The sequence below is a fragment of the Pseudomonas sp. CFBP 8771 genome, assembly GCF_014841695.1.
GTDB classification, from domain to species: domain Bacteria; phylum Pseudomonadota; class Gammaproteobacteria; order Pseudomonadales; family Pseudomonadaceae; genus Aquipseudomonas; species Aquipseudomonas baltica.
In genome coordinates this window covers 437,838-454,275 of record NZ_JACYUJ010000004.1, presented here as the reverse complement: position 1 = coordinate 454,275, position 16,438 = coordinate 437,838, and the positions used below count along the sequence as shown (strand labels likewise).

At 66.2% G+C, this 16,438-nt stretch carries 14 protein-coding genes; 10 read left to right on the top strand and 4 right to left on the bottom strand.

Annotated features, from left to right (window positions below; genetic code table 11):
• Positions 1–181: 181 nt before the first annotated feature.
• From cobJ to cobG, 4 genes are read right to left on the bottom strand one after another with little or no spacing between them, the layout of a single operon-like run.
• Positions 182–1,873, bottom strand: coding sequence for a precorrin-3B C(17)-methyltransferase (gene cobJ, locus IFT80_RS11910; RefSeq protein ID WP_192059113.1), 1,692 nt, complete (start codon positions 1,871–1,873; stop codon positions 182–184).
• Positions 1,873–2,604, bottom strand: a complete 732-nt coding sequence (locus IFT80_RS11905; protein WP_122480316.1) for a precorrin-2 C(20)-methyltransferase — start codon at positions 2,602–2,604, stop codon at positions 1,873–1,875. Before IFT80_RS11905 ends, cobJ begins: the two co-directional genes overlap by 1 nt.
• Positions 2,604–3,230, bottom strand: a complete 627-nt coding sequence (locus tag IFT80_RS11900) for a precorrin-8X methylmutase (RefSeq protein WP_122480317.1) — start codon at positions 3,228–3,230, stop codon at positions 2,604–2,606. Before IFT80_RS11900 ends, IFT80_RS11905 begins: the two co-directional genes overlap by 1 nt.
• Positions 3,223–4,740, bottom strand: a complete 1,518-nt coding sequence (cobG, locus tag IFT80_RS11895) for a precorrin-3B synthase (protein WP_192102917.1) — start codon at positions 4,738–4,740, stop codon at positions 3,223–3,225. Before cobG ends, IFT80_RS11900 begins: the two co-directional genes overlap by 8 nt.
• Before the next feature lie 42 nt (positions 4,741–4,782).
• Between cobG and cbiE the strand changes: the two genes are divergently transcribed.
• The 10 genes from cbiE to urtD all read left to right on the top strand — a co-directional run bounded on the left by cbiE (position 4,783) and on the right by urtD (position 16,384).
• A complete protein-coding gene (gene cbiE, locus IFT80_RS11890) occupies positions 4,783–5,991 on the top strand; it encodes a precorrin-6y C5,15-methyltransferase (decarboxylating) subunit CbiE (RefSeq protein ID WP_192102915.1) in 1,209 nt (402 codons plus the stop codon).
• Positions 5,984–7,081, top strand: a complete 1,098-nt coding sequence (locus IFT80_RS11885) for a cobalt-precorrin-5B (C(1))-methyltransferase (protein WP_192059108.1) — start codon at positions 5,984–5,986, stop codon at positions 7,079–7,081. Before cbiE ends, IFT80_RS11885 begins: the two co-directional genes overlap by 8 nt.
• A complete protein-coding gene (locus IFT80_RS11880) occupies positions 7,078–7,800 on the top strand; it encodes a cobalt-precorrin-6A reductase (RefSeq protein ID WP_192137612.1) in 723 nt (240 codons plus the stop codon). The genes IFT80_RS11885 and IFT80_RS11880 overlap by 4 nt, the downstream gene beginning before the upstream one ends.
• A 183-nt stretch (positions 7,801–7,983) precedes the next feature.
• Positions 7,984–8,466 carry a copper chaperone PCu(A)C gene (locus tag IFT80_RS11875; protein ID WP_122480657.1) on the top strand — a complete coding sequence of 161 codons (483 nt, stop codon included), beginning with the start codon at positions 7,984–7,986 and terminating at the stop codon, positions 8,464–8,466.
• A gap of 4 nt (positions 8,467–8,470) precedes the next feature.
• Positions 8,471–8,905 carry a DUF2946 domain-containing protein gene (locus IFT80_RS11870; RefSeq protein ID WP_192102911.1) on the top strand — a complete coding sequence of 145 codons (435 nt, stop codon included), beginning with the start codon at positions 8,471–8,473 and terminating at the stop codon, positions 8,903–8,905.
• Between the two features lie 223 nt (positions 8,906–9,128).
• On the top strand, positions 9,129–10,490 hold the full coding sequence (locus IFT80_RS11865) for a PepSY-associated TM helix domain-containing protein (protein WP_192137611.1): 1,362 nt from the start codon (positions 9,129–9,131) through the stop codon (positions 10,488–10,490).
• Between the two features lie 903 nt (positions 10,491–11,393).
• Positions 11,394–12,659, top strand: coding sequence for an urea ABC transporter substrate-binding protein (gene urtA, locus IFT80_RS11860; RefSeq protein WP_122480324.1), 1,266 nt, complete (start codon positions 11,394–11,396; stop codon positions 12,657–12,659).
• A gap of 223 nt (positions 12,660–12,882) precedes the next feature.
• The gene (gene urtB, locus IFT80_RS11855; RefSeq protein ID WP_192059100.1) at positions 12,883–14,448 is read left to right on the top strand and encodes an urea ABC transporter permease subunit UrtB; all 1,566 of its coding nucleotides are present in this window, start codon (positions 12,883–12,885) and stop codon (positions 14,446–14,448) included.
• Positions 14,448–15,527, top strand: coding sequence for an urea ABC transporter permease subunit UrtC (gene urtC, locus IFT80_RS11850; protein WP_192137610.1), 1,080 nt, complete (start codon positions 14,448–14,450; stop codon positions 15,525–15,527). Before urtB ends, urtC begins: the two co-directional genes overlap by 1 nt.
• Complete coding sequence (gene urtD / locus IFT80_RS11845; RefSeq protein WP_192055723.1) at positions 15,524–16,384, top strand: urea ABC transporter ATP-binding protein UrtD; 861 nt, start codon at positions 15,524–15,526, stop codon at positions 16,382–16,384. The genes urtC and urtD overlap by 4 nt, the downstream gene beginning before the upstream one ends.
• Positions 16,385–16,438 lie beyond the last annotated feature (54 nt).

Here is a 16,438-nt window from a genome sequence, read left to right as displayed (position 1 = left end):
CAAACGCGGTGTGTCAGGAAGTGCGCGGTGCGGCCGGACGCGGCTTGCGCCGCTGCTACAGGGCTGGTGCGAGCCGCGTCGGCGTCACACGCGGTACGTCAGGAAATGCGCGGTGCAGCCTGACGCGGCTTGCGCCGCTGCTACAGGGGGCGTTCGGCAGCGGTTGGTGTTCGTTTGTAGATCAGGGCTTGGTGCCGTACCAGCGTGGGGTGTATACCCAGGTGCCGCCTGCGGCCTTGGCGAAGGTGCAGGTAGTGGAAGAACCCACCAGCACCATGGTGCGCATGTCCACTTGCTCAGGCGTCAGCTCGCCCAGCGTGATGACCCGCAAGGTCTGGCCGGGACGGCCGATGTCGCGGCCCAGCACCACGGGGGTGGCAGGCGTGCGATGCAGGCGAACGATGTCCAGCGCCTTGCCCAGTTGCCACGGCCGCGAGCGGGAAATCGGGTTGTAGAACGCCAGGGCCAGATCAGCCTGACAGGCCAGGTCCAGGCGCTTCTCGATGATGGCCCAGGGTTTGAGATTGTCGGACAGCGACAATACGCAAAAATCGTGGCCCAGCGGTGCGCCGGCCTGGGCCGCCGTGGCCAGGGAGGCCGAGACGCCTGGCAGCATCTGCAGCTCTACCGCGTGCCAACTCGGGTCGGCGGATTCGTGCAGCGCTTCCAGCACCGCAGCCGCCATGGCGAACACGCCGGGGTCACCGGACGACACCACCACCACCGAGCGACCCTGAGCGGCCAATTCGAACGCGTGCCGGGCACGCTGCATCTCTTCGCGATTGTCGGTGCAGTGCAGCACCTGATCGGCGCGGAACGGGCCGGCCATGCGCACGTAGGTCTCGTAGCCCAGAATGTCGTTGGCACGCGCCAGCTCCGTCTTGACCGCCGGGACCATGAGGTCGGCGGCGCCGGGGCCCAGGCCGATGACGGCCAGACGTCCGCGCGGCCGGCCAATACCTGACAGGTCCAGTGGCTGCTCGGCCATGGCGACTGCCATGTGTTCGCCGATCGCCACGGGCGACGACTGCGGCACCGCGTGGCCGGCCATCTGCACCAGCGAGCCTTGCGCCGGGGCAAACCGCAGCGGCACGCCCAAGTCGGCGGCAGCATCGTGCAGCGCAGAATCGGCCATGGCGCCCTCGTCCGCCAGCAGGCACGCCAGTGATGGCAGGGCAATACGACGGCCCTGCAGTGCGTCACGCACGGCCTCCGCCAAATGGGGCAACGCTGAATTCACCGCCACCAGCACGTTGCGCGGATGGATGAGCAGTTCGTGGGCAACCGGTGCCCGCGCCTCGCTGCCAACATGAATGGCCAGGCGCGCCTGTGCGTCTTCGGGCAGCCGTGCGTCGGCGAGCCAGGGCGCGGCGCCTTCGACGCGCACCCGCTCACCGGCGAGCAGGTCGGAAACGAAGCGCTTGCCCAGTTCCAGGTCGGCCAGGGCATAGCCGCTGGGCGGGTTGAGCAGGCAGGTACCGAAGCGCAGCTCGCCGCTGGTGGTGATCGCAGCCGCAATTCCCAGGCCTGCGCCAATCTCGCGAGCCAGCACGTTGACCCCGGCCAGGCCACCCAACAGCGGCACCACCGCGCTGCCATCTTCGGCCACGGCCAGCACCGGCGGTTCGGCGCCCTTCTCCAGCAGGAGCGGCGCCAGGCAGCGGATGACGATGCCCGCCGCGCACAGGGCAATGATCGGGGTGTCCTGTCGATACAACTGACGCAAGGTGGCGCCGAAGTCCTGATAGCTGCGCTCGACACCGGTCACGCGCTCGGCCAGGCCGTGGATCAGCGCCTGTGGATAGAGTTGCTGCAGGCGCCGCGCGGTGGTCAGGGCACCGCTGCCGAGAATGACGATTGCTGGGGCGTTCATCAGCCTTGCCACCTCTCACCCGGAACGATGATCAAGGAAAAATAGGGCGACGAGGTCGGATCGACCTCGGCCAGGGGGACGATCTTCTGGTTGGCCATGGTGGCGCGCTCGACATACAGGGCGCGCTCGCCCAGGCCCAGTTCGATCAGCACCTGGCGGACCTTGGGAAAGTTGCGGCCCAGCTTCATGATCACGGCGGCGTCGGCGTCGGCCAGGCGACGCTTGAGGTCGTCCGCCGGCAGCACGCCCGAGAGCACCGAGAGGCTCTGGTTGCGATACACCAAGGGTGCGCCCAGCACCGAAGCACCGCCGAGCATCGAGCAGACGCCAGGGATCACCTGGGCTTCATAGCGCTCGGCGAGCCGGTCGTGCAGGTACATGTAGGAGCCATAGAAGAACGGATCGCCCTCGCAGATCACTGCCACGTCGCGGCCGGCATCCAGGTGCGCGGCGACGTCCAGGCTGGCGGTGTCGTAGAAATCGCTGATGACCTGCTCGTAGGACAGCGGCGCTGGCAGCGCTTCGGTGGTCACCGGGTAGACCAGCGGCAGCAAGGTTTGCAGAGCCTGCAGGTGGCCCTCGATGATGCCGAAGGCGTTGCCCTTCTTGCCCTTGGCGACGAAATAGGCCACCACCGGCGCCTCGCGCAACAGGCGCAGCGCCTTGACGGTGATCAGTTCGGGATCGCCCGGGCCTACGCCCAGTCCCAGCAGACGGCCACGCGGTTGCATCACTCGACCTCCGTGGCCAGTGCATTGACCGCGGCGGCGGCCATGGCACTGCCACCCTTGCGGCCTTCGACGATGACGAACGGCACGCCACGGCTGTCCGCCGCCAGCATCGCCTTGGACTCAGCCGCGCCGACGAAACCGACTGGAAAGCCGAGGATCAGGGCGGGCTTGGGCGCGCCGGCATCGATCATGTCGAGCAGGTGGAACAGCGCAGTCGGCGCGTTGCCGATGACCACGACCGAGCCCTCCAGATGGGGCCGCCACAGCTCCAGCGCAGCCGCCGAGCGGGTGTTGCCCAAGGCTTGGGCCAGGGCTGGCACGCTGTCGTCCTTGAGGGTACAGATCACCTGGTTGTTCGCAGGCAGCCGGGCGCGGGTGATGCCTTCGGCGACCATGCGCGCGTCGCACAGGATCGGCGCGCCGGCGGCAAGGGCGTCGCGGCCGGCTTTGCCGGCGCCGGGCGAGAAGCGCAGGTCCTGCACGACATCGACCATGCCGCAGGCGTGAATGACCCGTACGGCGAGCTTTTCCAGGTCTGCGGGGATCTGATCCAGCTTCGCTTCGGCACGAATGATGGCGAAGGAGTTGCGATAGATCTCCTGACCATCGCGGATGTAGTCAATCATGGGTGTCGCTCCGTGAGCGGTCGCGCAGCAGGGCAGCGGCCGCATCCAGTGAAAGATGGCGCGCGAGCAGAGTCCCGAATCCGGGTCGTTCGGCGTCGCGCAGATACAGGTCATAGTGGCCGGCGCTACTGGCCAGCAGGGTCGCCGGGGCGACGTGGGCCGCAGCGCAGGAACGCGGGCAGCCACTCAGGTGGACGCTCAAGGGGGCCCGTGCAGGCAGCAAGGTGGCAAGGCGAACGGCGTCCGCCTTGGTGTCGGCCAGGCCCTTGGCACAGCCGCTGGCGCCCGTGCAGGCGATCATGGCCGCCAAGGGCTGTTGCGGCCCGGTGATGAAGCCCAGCTGGGTCAGGGCCTGGAGCACGGGTTCGGGATCGCGCAGGTCAGGTAGCAGCAGGCCCTGCCACGGGGTCATGCGCAGGGTGCCGTTGCCGTGTTCGCGAGCGAGCTGGGCGGCGCCGCGCAGCATCGCTGGGGTCAGCCGTCCCAGGGGGGCCAGGGTGCAGATGAAGCTCAGGCCCGGTTGGCGCTGTGGCTGGATGCCCAGTTTGAAGGTGGCCAGCGGCCTGCCAAGTGGTGCAGGGCAAACAGGCAGACCCAGGGTGCTGAGGAATGCCTGGGTAGTGTCAGTGGCGGCCTCTTCGCGGGCAGGGCCCGCTCCCACAGGTGCAGCAATCTTGCCTGCCTTGGCTGTGGTGGCTGGCATGCTGGTATCAGCGACGAGGATCCTGTGGGAGCGAGGCGGGCGGCTGAGCCCCTTGCCTGCGAAGAAGGCGTCGGCAAGCAGATCGCGCATTCGCGTGTGTTCAGGGCGCGCCAATTCGAGGAAGCGGTCCAACACCGCCGCCACCAAGGCATGGCCTTGGTCGAAAGGCACGGCGCCCACGGCAGGGTCGCTCCCGGGACAGCCGGCCAGGCCGAACGCCCACCAGCACTGTCCATCACGCTCGAAGGCCGACAGCCACAGATCGTGGTGATGCTCGAGCATCGCCAGGCGCTCGCCGCCGTGCAACTGCACCGCGAACTTGGCCGACAGCGCATGGAAGCGCGGCTCGGTTTCCAGGCTGTGGATGACCTGGGCCGCCAGTGGGCGCGTGTCGACGACCTGGCGGGGGTCGATGCCGGCGGTGGGGCCGAGCATGACATTGCGCACGTCGTCACCGGCCGCGTCCCGTGGACCCAAGCCAGCCTGCAGCAAGTGCTCGATCAAGGCCTGATGACGTTCACCGATACCTCGAATCTGCAGATTGCTGCGGTTGGTCGCCTCGATCGTTCCCCCAGCATACCGCTCGGCGGCTTCGGCGACGGCCTCGGCCTGGTCCGCACCCAGTTCGCCGCCGGCGAGTTTGATACGGCAGATCCCCCCGTCCAATGCCTGCACGATACGCAGCAACCCCGGACACGCCGAGGGGCGGACAACGTTCGAAGTCTTGTTCAAAGGGGCACCGGACACGCGCGAAAAACCACTGGAATGGGTAAGGCGCGGTATTATGCCTGCTTTGGCCGAAGGCATGAAAAGTCTGCCCGTCGGAATAGTTTTGTATGAGGAATATTCATGTCGGCCTGGCTGACCCTGGTAGGTATCGGTGAAGACGGATTTGCGGGCCTGGGCAAACAGGCGCGACGTGCGTTGTTGAGCGCGCGGCGCATCGTCGGCTCGCCACGCCAGCTCGAACTGCTGCCGCGCTGCATCGTCGGTACCCGCGTCGCCTGGCCCAGTCCGTTCAGCCTCGATGCGGTACTGTCCGAGCCCGGCGAGGCGGTCTGCGTGCTGGCCAGCGGTGATCCGATGCTCTATGGCGTCGGCGCGAGCCTGGCGCGGCAGGTCCCGGCTGCGCAGATGCACGTATTGCCCTCGCCGTCCTCCTACTCTCTGGCCGCTGCTCGTCTGGGCTGGGCCCTGCAAGACGTGGTGACCCTGTCGGTGGTCGCCCGTCCGGTCGCGGCGCTGGCGGCACACCTGTACAGCGGCCAGCGCCTGTTGGTCTTGAGCAACGACGGGGCAAGCCCGCAAGCCGTTGCACGGTCGCTGCGCGAGCGCGGCTTCGGTGCCAGCCGCATGACCGTGCTCGAACACCTGGGGGGGCCCGGCGAACGTCGTATCGACGGTACCGCCAACGATGATTTCAGCGAGATCGCCGCGCTCAACCTGATCGCCCTCGAATGCCAGGCAAGCCCGGACGCTCCGCGGCTGTCTCCCCTGGCCGGCCTGCCCGACACTGCCTTTCGCCACGATGGCCAACTGACCAAGCGTGACATTCGCGCGGTGACCCTGGCACGCCTGGCACCCCAGCCGGGCGAGTTGCTGTGGGACGTCGGTGCCGGCTGTGGCTCGATCGGCATCGAGTGGATGCGTGCCCACCGCAGTTGCCGCGCCATCGCGGTCGAATCCGACGAGGGCCGCCAGGCCTTGATCGAACACAACCGCGATGCCCTCGGCGTGCCAGGCCTGCAGCTGGTGCGCGGTCGGGCGCCGCAGGCCCTGGCCGGGCTGGCCACGCCTGACGCGATCTTCATCGGCGGTGGCGTCACCCGCGAAAACGTCCTGGCCGACTGCTGGACGGCGCTCAAACCCGGTGGCCGTCTGGTGGCCAACGCGGTCACGCTGCAAAGCGAACTGGCGCTGGTGCAGTGGCGCGAGCACCACGGCGGCGAACTGACCCGCCTGCACATTGCCCAGGCCTGCCCGTTGGGCGAGTTCGACACCTGGCGCCAGGCGTTGCCGATCACCCTGCTCGAAGCGGTCAAACCCCTCGATGCGTGAAGAAACAGCGGAACAGCCGGCACCACTGCGCAGCGGCCTGACCACCGGCAGTTGCGCCACGGCCACCAGCCTGGCCGCCGCGCGCCTGTTGCTCGGCGGTGGCGCCAGCGATGCGGTGCATATCGTGTTGCCCAAGGGCAAGCAGGTGTCGATGCGCCTGGAGTTCTGCCGGCTGAATGCCGACGGCGCTGAAGCCGGTACGCTCAAGGATGGCGGCGATGATCCGGATGTGACCCACGGCGCCTTGCTGTACACCCAGGTGCGCCTGCTCGATGAGCCCGGCATCCATTTCGTGGCTGGCGTCGGCGTAGGCACGGTCACCCGGCCAGGGCTGGTGCTGGGTGTCGGTGAACCGGCGATCAATCCGGTGCCGCGGCGGATGATCGGCGAGCACCTGGCGCGCTTGGCCGAGGAACATGGCTACGGCGGCGGCTTCGAGGTCACCGTCAACGTCGAGAACGGCGCTGGCCTGGCGCTCAAGACCATGAACCCGCGCCTGGGCATCCTCGGCGGGCTGTCGATCCTGGGCACCAGCGGTATCGTGCGGCCGTTCTCGTGCGCCGCTTACATCGCCTCCATTCATCAAGGCATTGATGTGGCGACCACCAACGGCTACCGGCACATCGCCGCGTGCACCGGCAACGCCAGCGAGGACACCATGCGCCAGGTCTACGCGTTGCCCGAGATCGCCCTGATCGAGATGGGCGACTTCGTCGGTGCGGTACTCAAACATCTGCGCAAGGTGCCCGTGGACAAACTCAGCCTGTGCGGCGGTTTCGGCAAGATCAGCAAGCTGGCGGCCGGACACATGGACCTGCACAGTCGTCATTCGAGTATCGATCTGGCACAGCTGGCGGGTTGGGCCAGCGACGTCGGCGCAGGCAGTGACCTGCAAACGCGGATTCGCGCGGCCAACACCAGCCAGCAAGCCTTGGCCCTGGCCCATGCCGAGGGCGTGAAGCTGGGCGATGAGGTCTGCCGCCATGCCTGGCAATTCGCTTGCAGCGTGGTACAGGATCGGGTTCAGGTGGAGGTGTTCGCCATCGATCGCCAGGGCGGGATCGTCGGGCAGGCGGGGGTGAGTCCATGAAGCGCATCCTGCTGCTGGGTGGCGTGACCGAGGGCCTGGCGATCGCGCGGACCCTGGGGCCTGAACATGTCTACAGCCTGGCGGGCGTGGGCCGCGTGCCGACCGACCTGCGCTGTCAGGTGCGCGTCGGTGGGTATGGCGGTGCCGAAGGGCTGGCAGCCTACATTCGTGGCGAAGGCATTACGCTGCTGGTGGACGCGACTCATCCCTATGCGGCGCAGATCAGCGCCAATGCGGCGAAGGCGGCGGGCCTGGCCGGCATCAAGTGCTGGGCCTTGCGCCGTCCGGCCTGGGCGCCTCAGGCGGGTGACGACTGGAGAGAGGTGGTCGACTGGGCTGAACTGGTGCAGGCGCTGGCACCATTCCAGCGACCGCTGTTTACCCTGGGTCGCGAACCTCTGCAGCACCTCCACGAGATCCCGCCGCATCAGTATTGGACCCTGCGGGCGCTGGACCCCTACCCAGGCACGGCGCAATGCGAGGTCATCGGCGCCCGTGGTCCCTTTTGTCTGGACGACGAACGCGCCTTGTTCGCCCAGCGCAGCATCGACGTGCTGATCAGCAAGAACAGCGGCAGCGGCGCGACCGAACCCAAGCTGCAGGTGGCGCGGGAGATGGGGTTGCCGGTGTTGGTGCTCAAGCGCCCGGCGCTGCCCGCGGTGGATCGCATGTTCATGGATGCGGCCTCATTGCTGGTGCAGATGAATCGCGGCGCCTGATGACGCGGCTTGCGCCGCTGCTACAGGGTATTGCGGTGCCTGATGATGCGGCTTGCGCCGATGCTACAGGGTATTGCGGTGCCTGATGATGCGGTTTGCGCGGTGGACCAGATTTATTGCGTATGCCGCCGTCGCGGCTCGCGCCGCTGCTACAATGCCGGCTTTCGTATCGGGGTGTCTGCGATGAAAAGTTTCTGGTCTGCCTGTGTGCTCATGCTGCTCGCTGCCGCCGCGCAAGGCGACGTCCGCCAATACAAGGCGGGTGACCTGCTCATCGTCGAACCCTGGTCCCAGGAACTGCCACCCGGCTCGCCGACAGCGGCGGTGTACTTCGAGCTGCGCAACCGCGGGCTCGACGACGACACGCTGACCAGCGTCGACACGCCCATCGCCGCAGAGGCGCAGCTGCATCAACACATCAACCAGGACGGCATGATGAAAATGCAGCAGGTCCAGGGTGTCACCGTTCCGGCGAGCGGCCACGCGGTCTTCGCGCCGATGGCGTTTCACGTGATGCTGCTGGATCTCAAACTGAGCAGCCCATTGCAGGCCGGCCAGCACTTTCCCGTGACGCTGCACTTTGCCAAGGCCGGTGATTTCGTGGTGGAGGTACAGGTGCTCAAGCAGGCACCCGCGCAGGACGAGGCCACCGAGCATGCGCATTGACTGAATGAATGCGCTGAGCGCCAAGCGCCCTCCTTCCACGCCGTCTGCCAAGGCGCGCGCCAGCTGGATCAGCCTGTTCGCGATGCTGATGATATTCATCGGCCCGCTGATTTCCCAATCCATGCCGATGGACCACAGGATGTCCAGTGTGGCGCTGGGCAGCGCCGTGCCCGTCATGGACATGCCCGCCATGGACCACCAGGCTCATGGCGAGCATCACGGCAGCGCCGCGGGCAGCAGCGACCTGCACGTGCTGATGGAAAAGTGCGGTTATTGCAGCCTGTTCTTCCATTGCCCAGCGCTGCCTCAGGCGCTGGCCATTGCGGGGGCGAATGCGCAGCGCCCGCACAGTGTATTCATGGCCGAGCCCCGCGCGGGGCACGCTACACAGGCGGTGTTCCTCGGCGCGCGCACGCGAGCGCCGCCTGCGTTGGTTTGAGCTTCCACGCCAAACATACACACGCTTGTGCGTTGTCAACGCGGGCCTCTTCGCGGGTAGATGGCTCGCCGCCCGCCCCGCTCCCACAGTGGGCGTTGCTGATCCTGCGAATGTCTTCGCAGGCAAGGCTCGCTCCCGCGCGGTAGCGCGGTTGACCTGTGGAAGGGAACGGGCAGCGCATGGGCCTTGTTGAGTACACGATAAGTCGGAACACGCCTTCTCCATGAAAACCTCTTTCTACAACCTTGCCTGGCGTTGGCATTTCTACGCCGGGCTGTTCGTCGCGCCGTTCATGATCCTGCTGGCGCTGACCGGAATCATCTACCTGTTCAAGCCACAGCTGGACCCTTGGATGTACCGTGACCTGCTGGTGGTGCCGGTGGCCGAACAGCGCCTGAGCGCCGATGAATTGCTGGTGCGAACCCACAACGCCTACCCGCGTGGTGCCATCGGCCAGTACCTGCCGCCCAGCACCGCCGAGCGCAGCGCTCAGTTCGTGGTCCATGCCGATGGCCGCGAACTGAATGTATTCGTCAATCCCTACACCGGCGAATTGCTGGGCGCGCAGGATGCCAAGTGGAACCTGCAGGCGGTGGCCAGGGCGCTGCACGGCGAATTGATGATCGGCACCGTCGGCGACCGGCTGATAGAGCTGGCCGCCGGCTGGGGCATTGTGCTGGTGATCTCCGGCCTGTACCTGTGGTGGCCGCGCGGCACCGCGGCCAGCGGCGTGCTCTGGCCGCGCTGGCGCAGCCGTGGCCGGGCGCTGTGGCGCGACGTCCATGCGGCAGTCGGTTTCTGGGGCGCGGCGTTGCTGCTGGTCATGCTGCTCAGCGGCATGACCTGGACCGGTTTCTGGGGCAAGCAATATGCCCAGCTGTGGAACCAGTTTCCCGCCGCCATGTGGAACGATATGCCCACCTCCGATGAGCAGGCTGGCAGGCTCAACCAGGCCCACCGGCAGACCGTGCCATGGGCCATGGAACACACGCCGATGCCACAGTCCAGCGGCGCGCATGCCGAACACATGGCTCATGGCGAGCACGTGCATGCCCCGGCGGCGCCGCAGATCAGCCTGCAGAGCGTGGTCGATACAGCGGCGCGATTGCAGGTGGAGCCGGGCTACAGCATCGCCTTGCCGACCACCGCGAGCGGCGTGTTCACCGTGGCGGTATTCGCCGACGACCCACGCAACGACGCGACCCTGCACATCGATCAGTACAGCGGTCAGGTTCTGGCCGATGTGCGCTGGGCACAGTACGGCTTGGTCGCCCGTGCTACCGAAACCGGCGTGATGCTGCACGAGGGCAAGATGTTCGGCCCGGTCAATCAGATCATCGTGCTGCTGGTGTGCCTGATGATCCTGCTCAGTTCGGTCAGCGGCCTGGTGATCTGGTGGAAGCGCCGGCCACAGGGCAAGCTCGGTGTACCGCCGCTGCGCCATGATCTGCCGCGATGGAAGGTGGCGGTCGGGGTGATGGTTGCGGTGGGCGTGCTGTTTCCGCTGGTGGGCCTGTCCTTGGTGCTGGTTTGGGTGGCGGATCGGGTGCTGCTGCGGGTGCGGCCTTCGGTCGAAGCTGTCTGAGTCATCCTGCATACATCTGCGGTGCGCCCGGACGCGGCTCGCGCCGCTGCTACAGGGGATTCGCGGCCCCCGTAGCAGCAGCGCAAGCCGCGTTGGCGGTGCACGCGATCCCGCAGCAGCGGCGCAAGCCGCGTCGGCGGTGCACGCGATCCCGTAGCAGCGGCGCAAGCCGCGTCGGCGGTGCACGCGATCCCGTAGCAGCACCGCAAGCCGCGTCGGCGGTGCACGCGATCCCGTAGCAGCACCGCAAGCCGCGTCGGCGGTGCACGCAATCCCGTAGCAGCGGCGCAAGCCGCGTCGGCGGTGCACGCAATCCCGTAGCAGCGGCGCAAGCCGCGTCGGCGGTGCACGCGATCCCGTAGCAGCGGCGCAAGCCGCGTCGGCGGTGCGCGCAATCCCGTAGCAGCGGCGCAAGCCGCGTCGGCGGTGCACGCAATCCCGTAGCAGCGGCGCCAGCCGCGTCGGCGGTGCACGCGATCCCGTAGCAGCGGCGCAAGCCGCGTCGGCGGTGCACGCAATCCCGCAGCAGCGGCGCAAGCCGCGTCGGCGGTGCACGCAATCCCGCAGCAGCGGCGCCAGCCGCGTCGGCGGTGCGTGCAATCTTGTAGCAGCGGCGCAAGCCGCGTCGGCGGTGCACGCGATCCCGTAGCAGCGTCGCAAGCCGCGTCGGCGGTGCACGCGATCTGCCTGATGGTCGCGCACGTAGTCCGGCGCACCAATACCACTCAACCCTGCGCACCATCCTGCCAGTCGAGCACCAGCACGGTGCGCGCCGCTGCGTTGCCTCACCTCAACCGGCACGTATTGCGCCCCTGCGCGACTCCGGCACACCCCTTGCAATACTCCAGCGAGAAGTCCCCACCTGCCGCACCGGAACGACATTCCGTACATGGAGATTGCACAATGAAGCGTCGCAGCTTGATCAAGGCGTTCACCCTTTCCGCATCGATCGCTGCCATGGGTTTGTCCTGGACGATCCAGGCTGCCGAGACCATCAAGGTCGGCATCCTGCATTCGCTGTCCGGCACCATGGCCATCTCGGAGACTTCGCTGAAAGACATGGCCTTGATGACCATCGACCAGATCAACGCCAAGGGTGGCGTCAATGGCAAGATGCTCGAGGCGGTGGTGGTGGACCCGGCGTCCAACTGGCCGTTGTTTGCCGAGAAGGCACGGCAGTTGATCACTCAGGACAAGGTAGCCGTGGTGTTCGGCTGCTGGACGTCAGTGTCGCGCAAGTCAGTTCTGCCGGTCTTCGAAGAACTCAACGGCCTGCTGTTCTACCCCGTGCAGTACGAGGGTGAGGAGATGTCGCCGAACGTGTTCTACACCGGTGCAGCGCCCAACCAGCAGGCGATCCCGGCGGTCGAATACCTGATGAGCGAAGACGGTGGCGCGGCCAAGCGCTATTTCCTGCTGGGCACCGATTACGTCTACCCACGCACCACCAACAAGATTCTGCGCGCCTTCCTGCACTCCAAGGGCGTCGCCGACAAGGACATCGAAGAGGTCTACACCCCGTTCGGTCACTCGGACTACCAGACCATCGTCGCCAACATCAAGAAGTTCTCCGCCGGCGGCAAGACTGCTGTCATCTCCACCGTCAACGGCGACTCCAACGTGCCGTTCTACAAGGAACTGGCCAACCAGGGCCTGAAGGCCACCGACGTACCGGTGGTGGCCTTCTCGGTCGGCGAAGAAGAGCTGCGCGGCATCGACACCAAGCCGCTGGTGGGCAACCTGGCGGCATGGAACTACTTCCAGTCGGTGGAGAACAAGGAAAACACCAAGTTCGTTGCTGACTGGAAAGCCTACGCCAAGGCCAAGAACCTGCCGAACGCCGGCACCGTGGTCACCAATGACCCGATGGAAGCGACCTACGTGGGCATCAACATGTGGGCACAGGCCGCCAACCAGGCCAAATCCACCGATGTCGACAAGGTGCGTGAGGCCATGGCCGGGCAGACCTTCGCCGCGCCGTCGGGCTACACCCTGACCATGGACAAGACCAACCACCACCTGCACAAGCCGGTGATGATCGGCGAGATCGAGGACAACGGTCAGTTCAACGTGGTGTGGCAGACCAAGGAGCCGATCCGCGCCCAGCCATGGAGCCCGTACATTCCTGGCAACGACAAGAAGCCTGATCATGCGGTGAAGAGCAACTGATCCACGTGGCCGCGAAGGGGCGGCGCGGTGCGTCTGGTAGACCGCAGCGCTCTCTTCGCGGCCGATGACCGCTCCTACGGTGGATCGCGAGTTTTCTGTAGGAGCGGTCTATGGCCGCGAAGGGCTATCGCAGTGCAGCTGATAGACCGCAGCGTTTTTTTTCGCGGCCGATGACCGCTCCCACAAAGGGGGCGGGTGTTGCCTTCAATTCAAAGGACTTGCCATGTCCCTCATCAAATTCTTCACCGCTGTCGTTCTGCTCTTGCCCATGGTGGCGAGCGCCAACGACGCCAGTGATTTTACCGGCGCTTCATCCGCCGAGCAGGTTCGACTGCTGGAAGCCTGGGCTGCGCAGCCCGAGCCGGCGCGGATGGCTTTGCTCACCGCCCTTCAGGACGGCCGAGTGGCGGCCGATGCCGAGAAAAAACCGTTCATCGAAACCGATGGCCAGATGACCGCAGCCGACGGCACTGCCGCGGCCATCGAACCAGTGCGCAAGTTGCGCCTCAACAACCGTCTGCGCGGCCTGGTGGACACCGCCCTGGCCAGCCACCAACTACTGAGCAACGATGTTCAGGTACGCTTGGCCGCCGCGCAGCAACTGCAACGCTCGGCGCAGCCCAGCCAACTGCCCCTGCTCGACCGGCAGACCGCAGGTGAACAGGACGAAACGGTGAAAACCGCCTTGACCCTGGCCCTGGCCAATCTGCAACTGGTCGATCCCGAACCCGCCGTGCGCCTGGCTGCGGTACGCCTGCTGGGTGAAACCGGCGAGCCACTGGCGCGCACCCGTCTGGAAAACCTGTTGGCGCCCGGTGTCGAAGCGGACACGGCGGTGCGCACCGCTGCCGAGACCAGCCTGGTTCAAGTGAAGCGCAAGCTGATGATCGGCGACATCCTGGGCCAGGCCTTCAGCGGCATGTCCCTGGGTTCGATCCTGCTGCTGGCCGCCCTGGGCCTGGCGATCACCTTCGGCCTGCTTGGTGTGATAAACATGGCCCATGGCGAGATGCTCATGCTCGGCGCCTACTCCACCTACGTCGTGCAGATGCTGGTCCAGCGCCTGGCGCCGGGCGCCATCGAGTACTACCCACTGATCGCGCTGCCCGTGGCCTTCTTCGTTACCGCTGTGATCGGCATGGTGCTGGAACGCACCGTCATCCGCCACCTGTACGGACGCCCCCTGGAAACCCTGCTGGCGACCTGGGGTATCAGCCTGATGCTGATCCAGGCGATTCGCCTGATCTTCGGTGCGCAGAACGTGGAAGTGGCCAACCCGGCCTGGCTCTCCGGCGGCTGGCAGGTGCTGCCCAACCTGGTGCTGCCGTACAACCGCATCGTGATTATCGCTTTCGCCCTGTCCGTGGTGGTGCTGACCTGGCTGCTGCTGAACAAGACCCGCCTGGGCCTGAACGTGCGCGCCGTGACCCAGAACCGCAACATGGCCGCCTGCTGCGGCGTGCCCACCGGGCGCGTCGACATGCTTGCCTTCGGCCTGGGCTCGGGCATTGCCGGCCTGGGTGGCGTGGCGCTGAGCCAGATCGGCAACGTCGGCCCCGACCTGGGGCAGAGCTACATCATCGATTCCTTCCTGGTGGTGGTACTGGGCGGCGTCGGCCAACTGGCCGGCAGCGTATCCGCCGCGTTCGGCCTGGGCATCGCCAACAAGATCCTGGAACCGCAGATCGGTGCGGTGCTCGGCAAGATCCTGATCCTCGCGCTGATCATTCTGTTCATCCAGAAACGTCCGCAAGGCCTCTTCGCACTGAAAGGACGGGTGATCGACTGATGAACCAGCCATTGATGCTCACTGCTGCGCAGAAAGCCGGGCCGAAAGTGACCCTCGCCATCGGCGTCGTGATCCTGTCGATCCTCGTCGCCCTGCCGCTGCTGTCACTGCTGCCGGCCAGCAACGGCTTGCAGGTCTCGGCCTACACCCTGACCCTGGTCGGCAAGATCCTCTGCTATGCCATCGTCGCCCTGGCGCTGGACCTGGTCTGGGGCTACGCCGGCCTGTTGTCGCTGGGCCACGGGCTGTTCTTCGCCCTTGGCGGCTATGCCATGGGCATGTACCTGATGCGTGAGGCGGCCGGTGAAGGCTTGCCGGCGTTCATGACGTTCCTGTCGTGGACCGAGCTGCCCTGGTTCTGGGTAGGTACCGAGCATTTCCTCTGGGCCATGTGCCTGGCGGTACTGGCCCCAGGCTTGCTGGCACTGGTGTTCGGTTTCTTCGCCTTCCGTTCGCGGATCAAGGGCGTGTACTTCTCGATCATGACCCAGGCACTGACGTTCGCCGGCATGCTGCTGTTCTTCCGCAACGAGACTGGTTTCGGCGGCAACAACGGCTTCACTAACTTCCGCAGCATCCTGGGCTTCAGCATCACCTCCCAAGGTACCCGTGCCGTGCTGTTCCTGCTCACCGTGGCGCTGCTGGTGCTAAGCCTTTATGTAGGCTGGCGCCTGGCGCGCAGCAAGTTCGGCAGGGTGCTGACCGCACTGCGCGACGCCGAGAACCGCTTGATGTTCTGCGGTTACGACCCGCGCGGTTTCAAGCTGTTCGTCTGGGTGCTCAGCGCGGTGCTGTGCGGCCTCGCCGGGGCGCTGTACGTGCCGCAGGTCGGCATCATCAACCCCAGCGAGATGTCGCCGACCAACTCCATCGAGGCCGCCGTCTGGGTAGCTCTAGGCGGACGCGGCACGCTGATCGGGCCACTGCTGGGTGCAGGCATCGTCAACGGCATGAAAAGCTGGTTCACCGTGGCATTCCCCGAATACTGGCTGTTCTTCCTCGGCGCGCTGTTCATCATCGTGACCTTGTACCTGCCCAAGGGCGTGATCGGCCTGCTGAAGAAAAGGGGTGAACAATGAGAATCACCGCGACCGCCGAGTTCATGCTCGAACCGGTGCTGGACCCCAACAGCGACGCCGGCACCAGCCGCGATGCCATCGGCCTGGGCCAGGCCAGCGGACCGGGGCTGAACACCCGCCACGGCACCATCCTGACCCTGGAGGACATCAGCGTCAGCTTCGATGGTTTCAAGGCGTTGAACGACCTCAACCTGTACATCGGCGTGGGCGAACTGCGCTGCATCATCGGCCCCAACGGCGCGGGCAAGACCACGCTGATGGACGTCATCACCGGCAAGACGCGTCCCACCGCGGGCAAGGCCTGGTTCGGCGAAACCCTGGACCTGACCCACATGAGCGAGGTGCAGATCGCCCAGGCCGGCATCGGCCGCAAGTTCCAGAAGCCGACCGTGTTCGAAGCCTTGAGTGTGTTCGAGAATCTGGAGCTGGCGCAGAAGACCGACAAGTCGGTCTGGGCCAGCCTGCGTGCGCGGCTGAGCGCCGAGCAGCATGAGCGCATCGTCGACGTGCTGGAGACCATTCGCCTGAGCGCGTCGATCGATCGCCCGGCAGGCTTGCTGTCCCACGGCCAGAAGCAGTTTCTGGAAATCGGCATGCTGCTGGTGCAGGACCCTCAGCTGTTACTGCTCGATGAGCCGGTGGCGGGCATGACCGATGCCGAAACCGAATTCACCGCCGAACTGTTCAAGACCCTCGCCGGCAAGCACTCATTGATGGTGGTGGAGCACGACATGGGTTTCGTCGGCTCGATTGCCGACCATGTGACGGTGCTGCATCAGGGCAGCGTGCTGGCCGAAGGGTCGCTCGAGGCGGTGCAGGCCGATGAGCGGGTGATCGAGGTTTATCTGGGGCGTTGAGGTCCGTTCGCGGCCGCTGACCGCTCCTACGGTAATCGACCGTAGGAGCGGTCA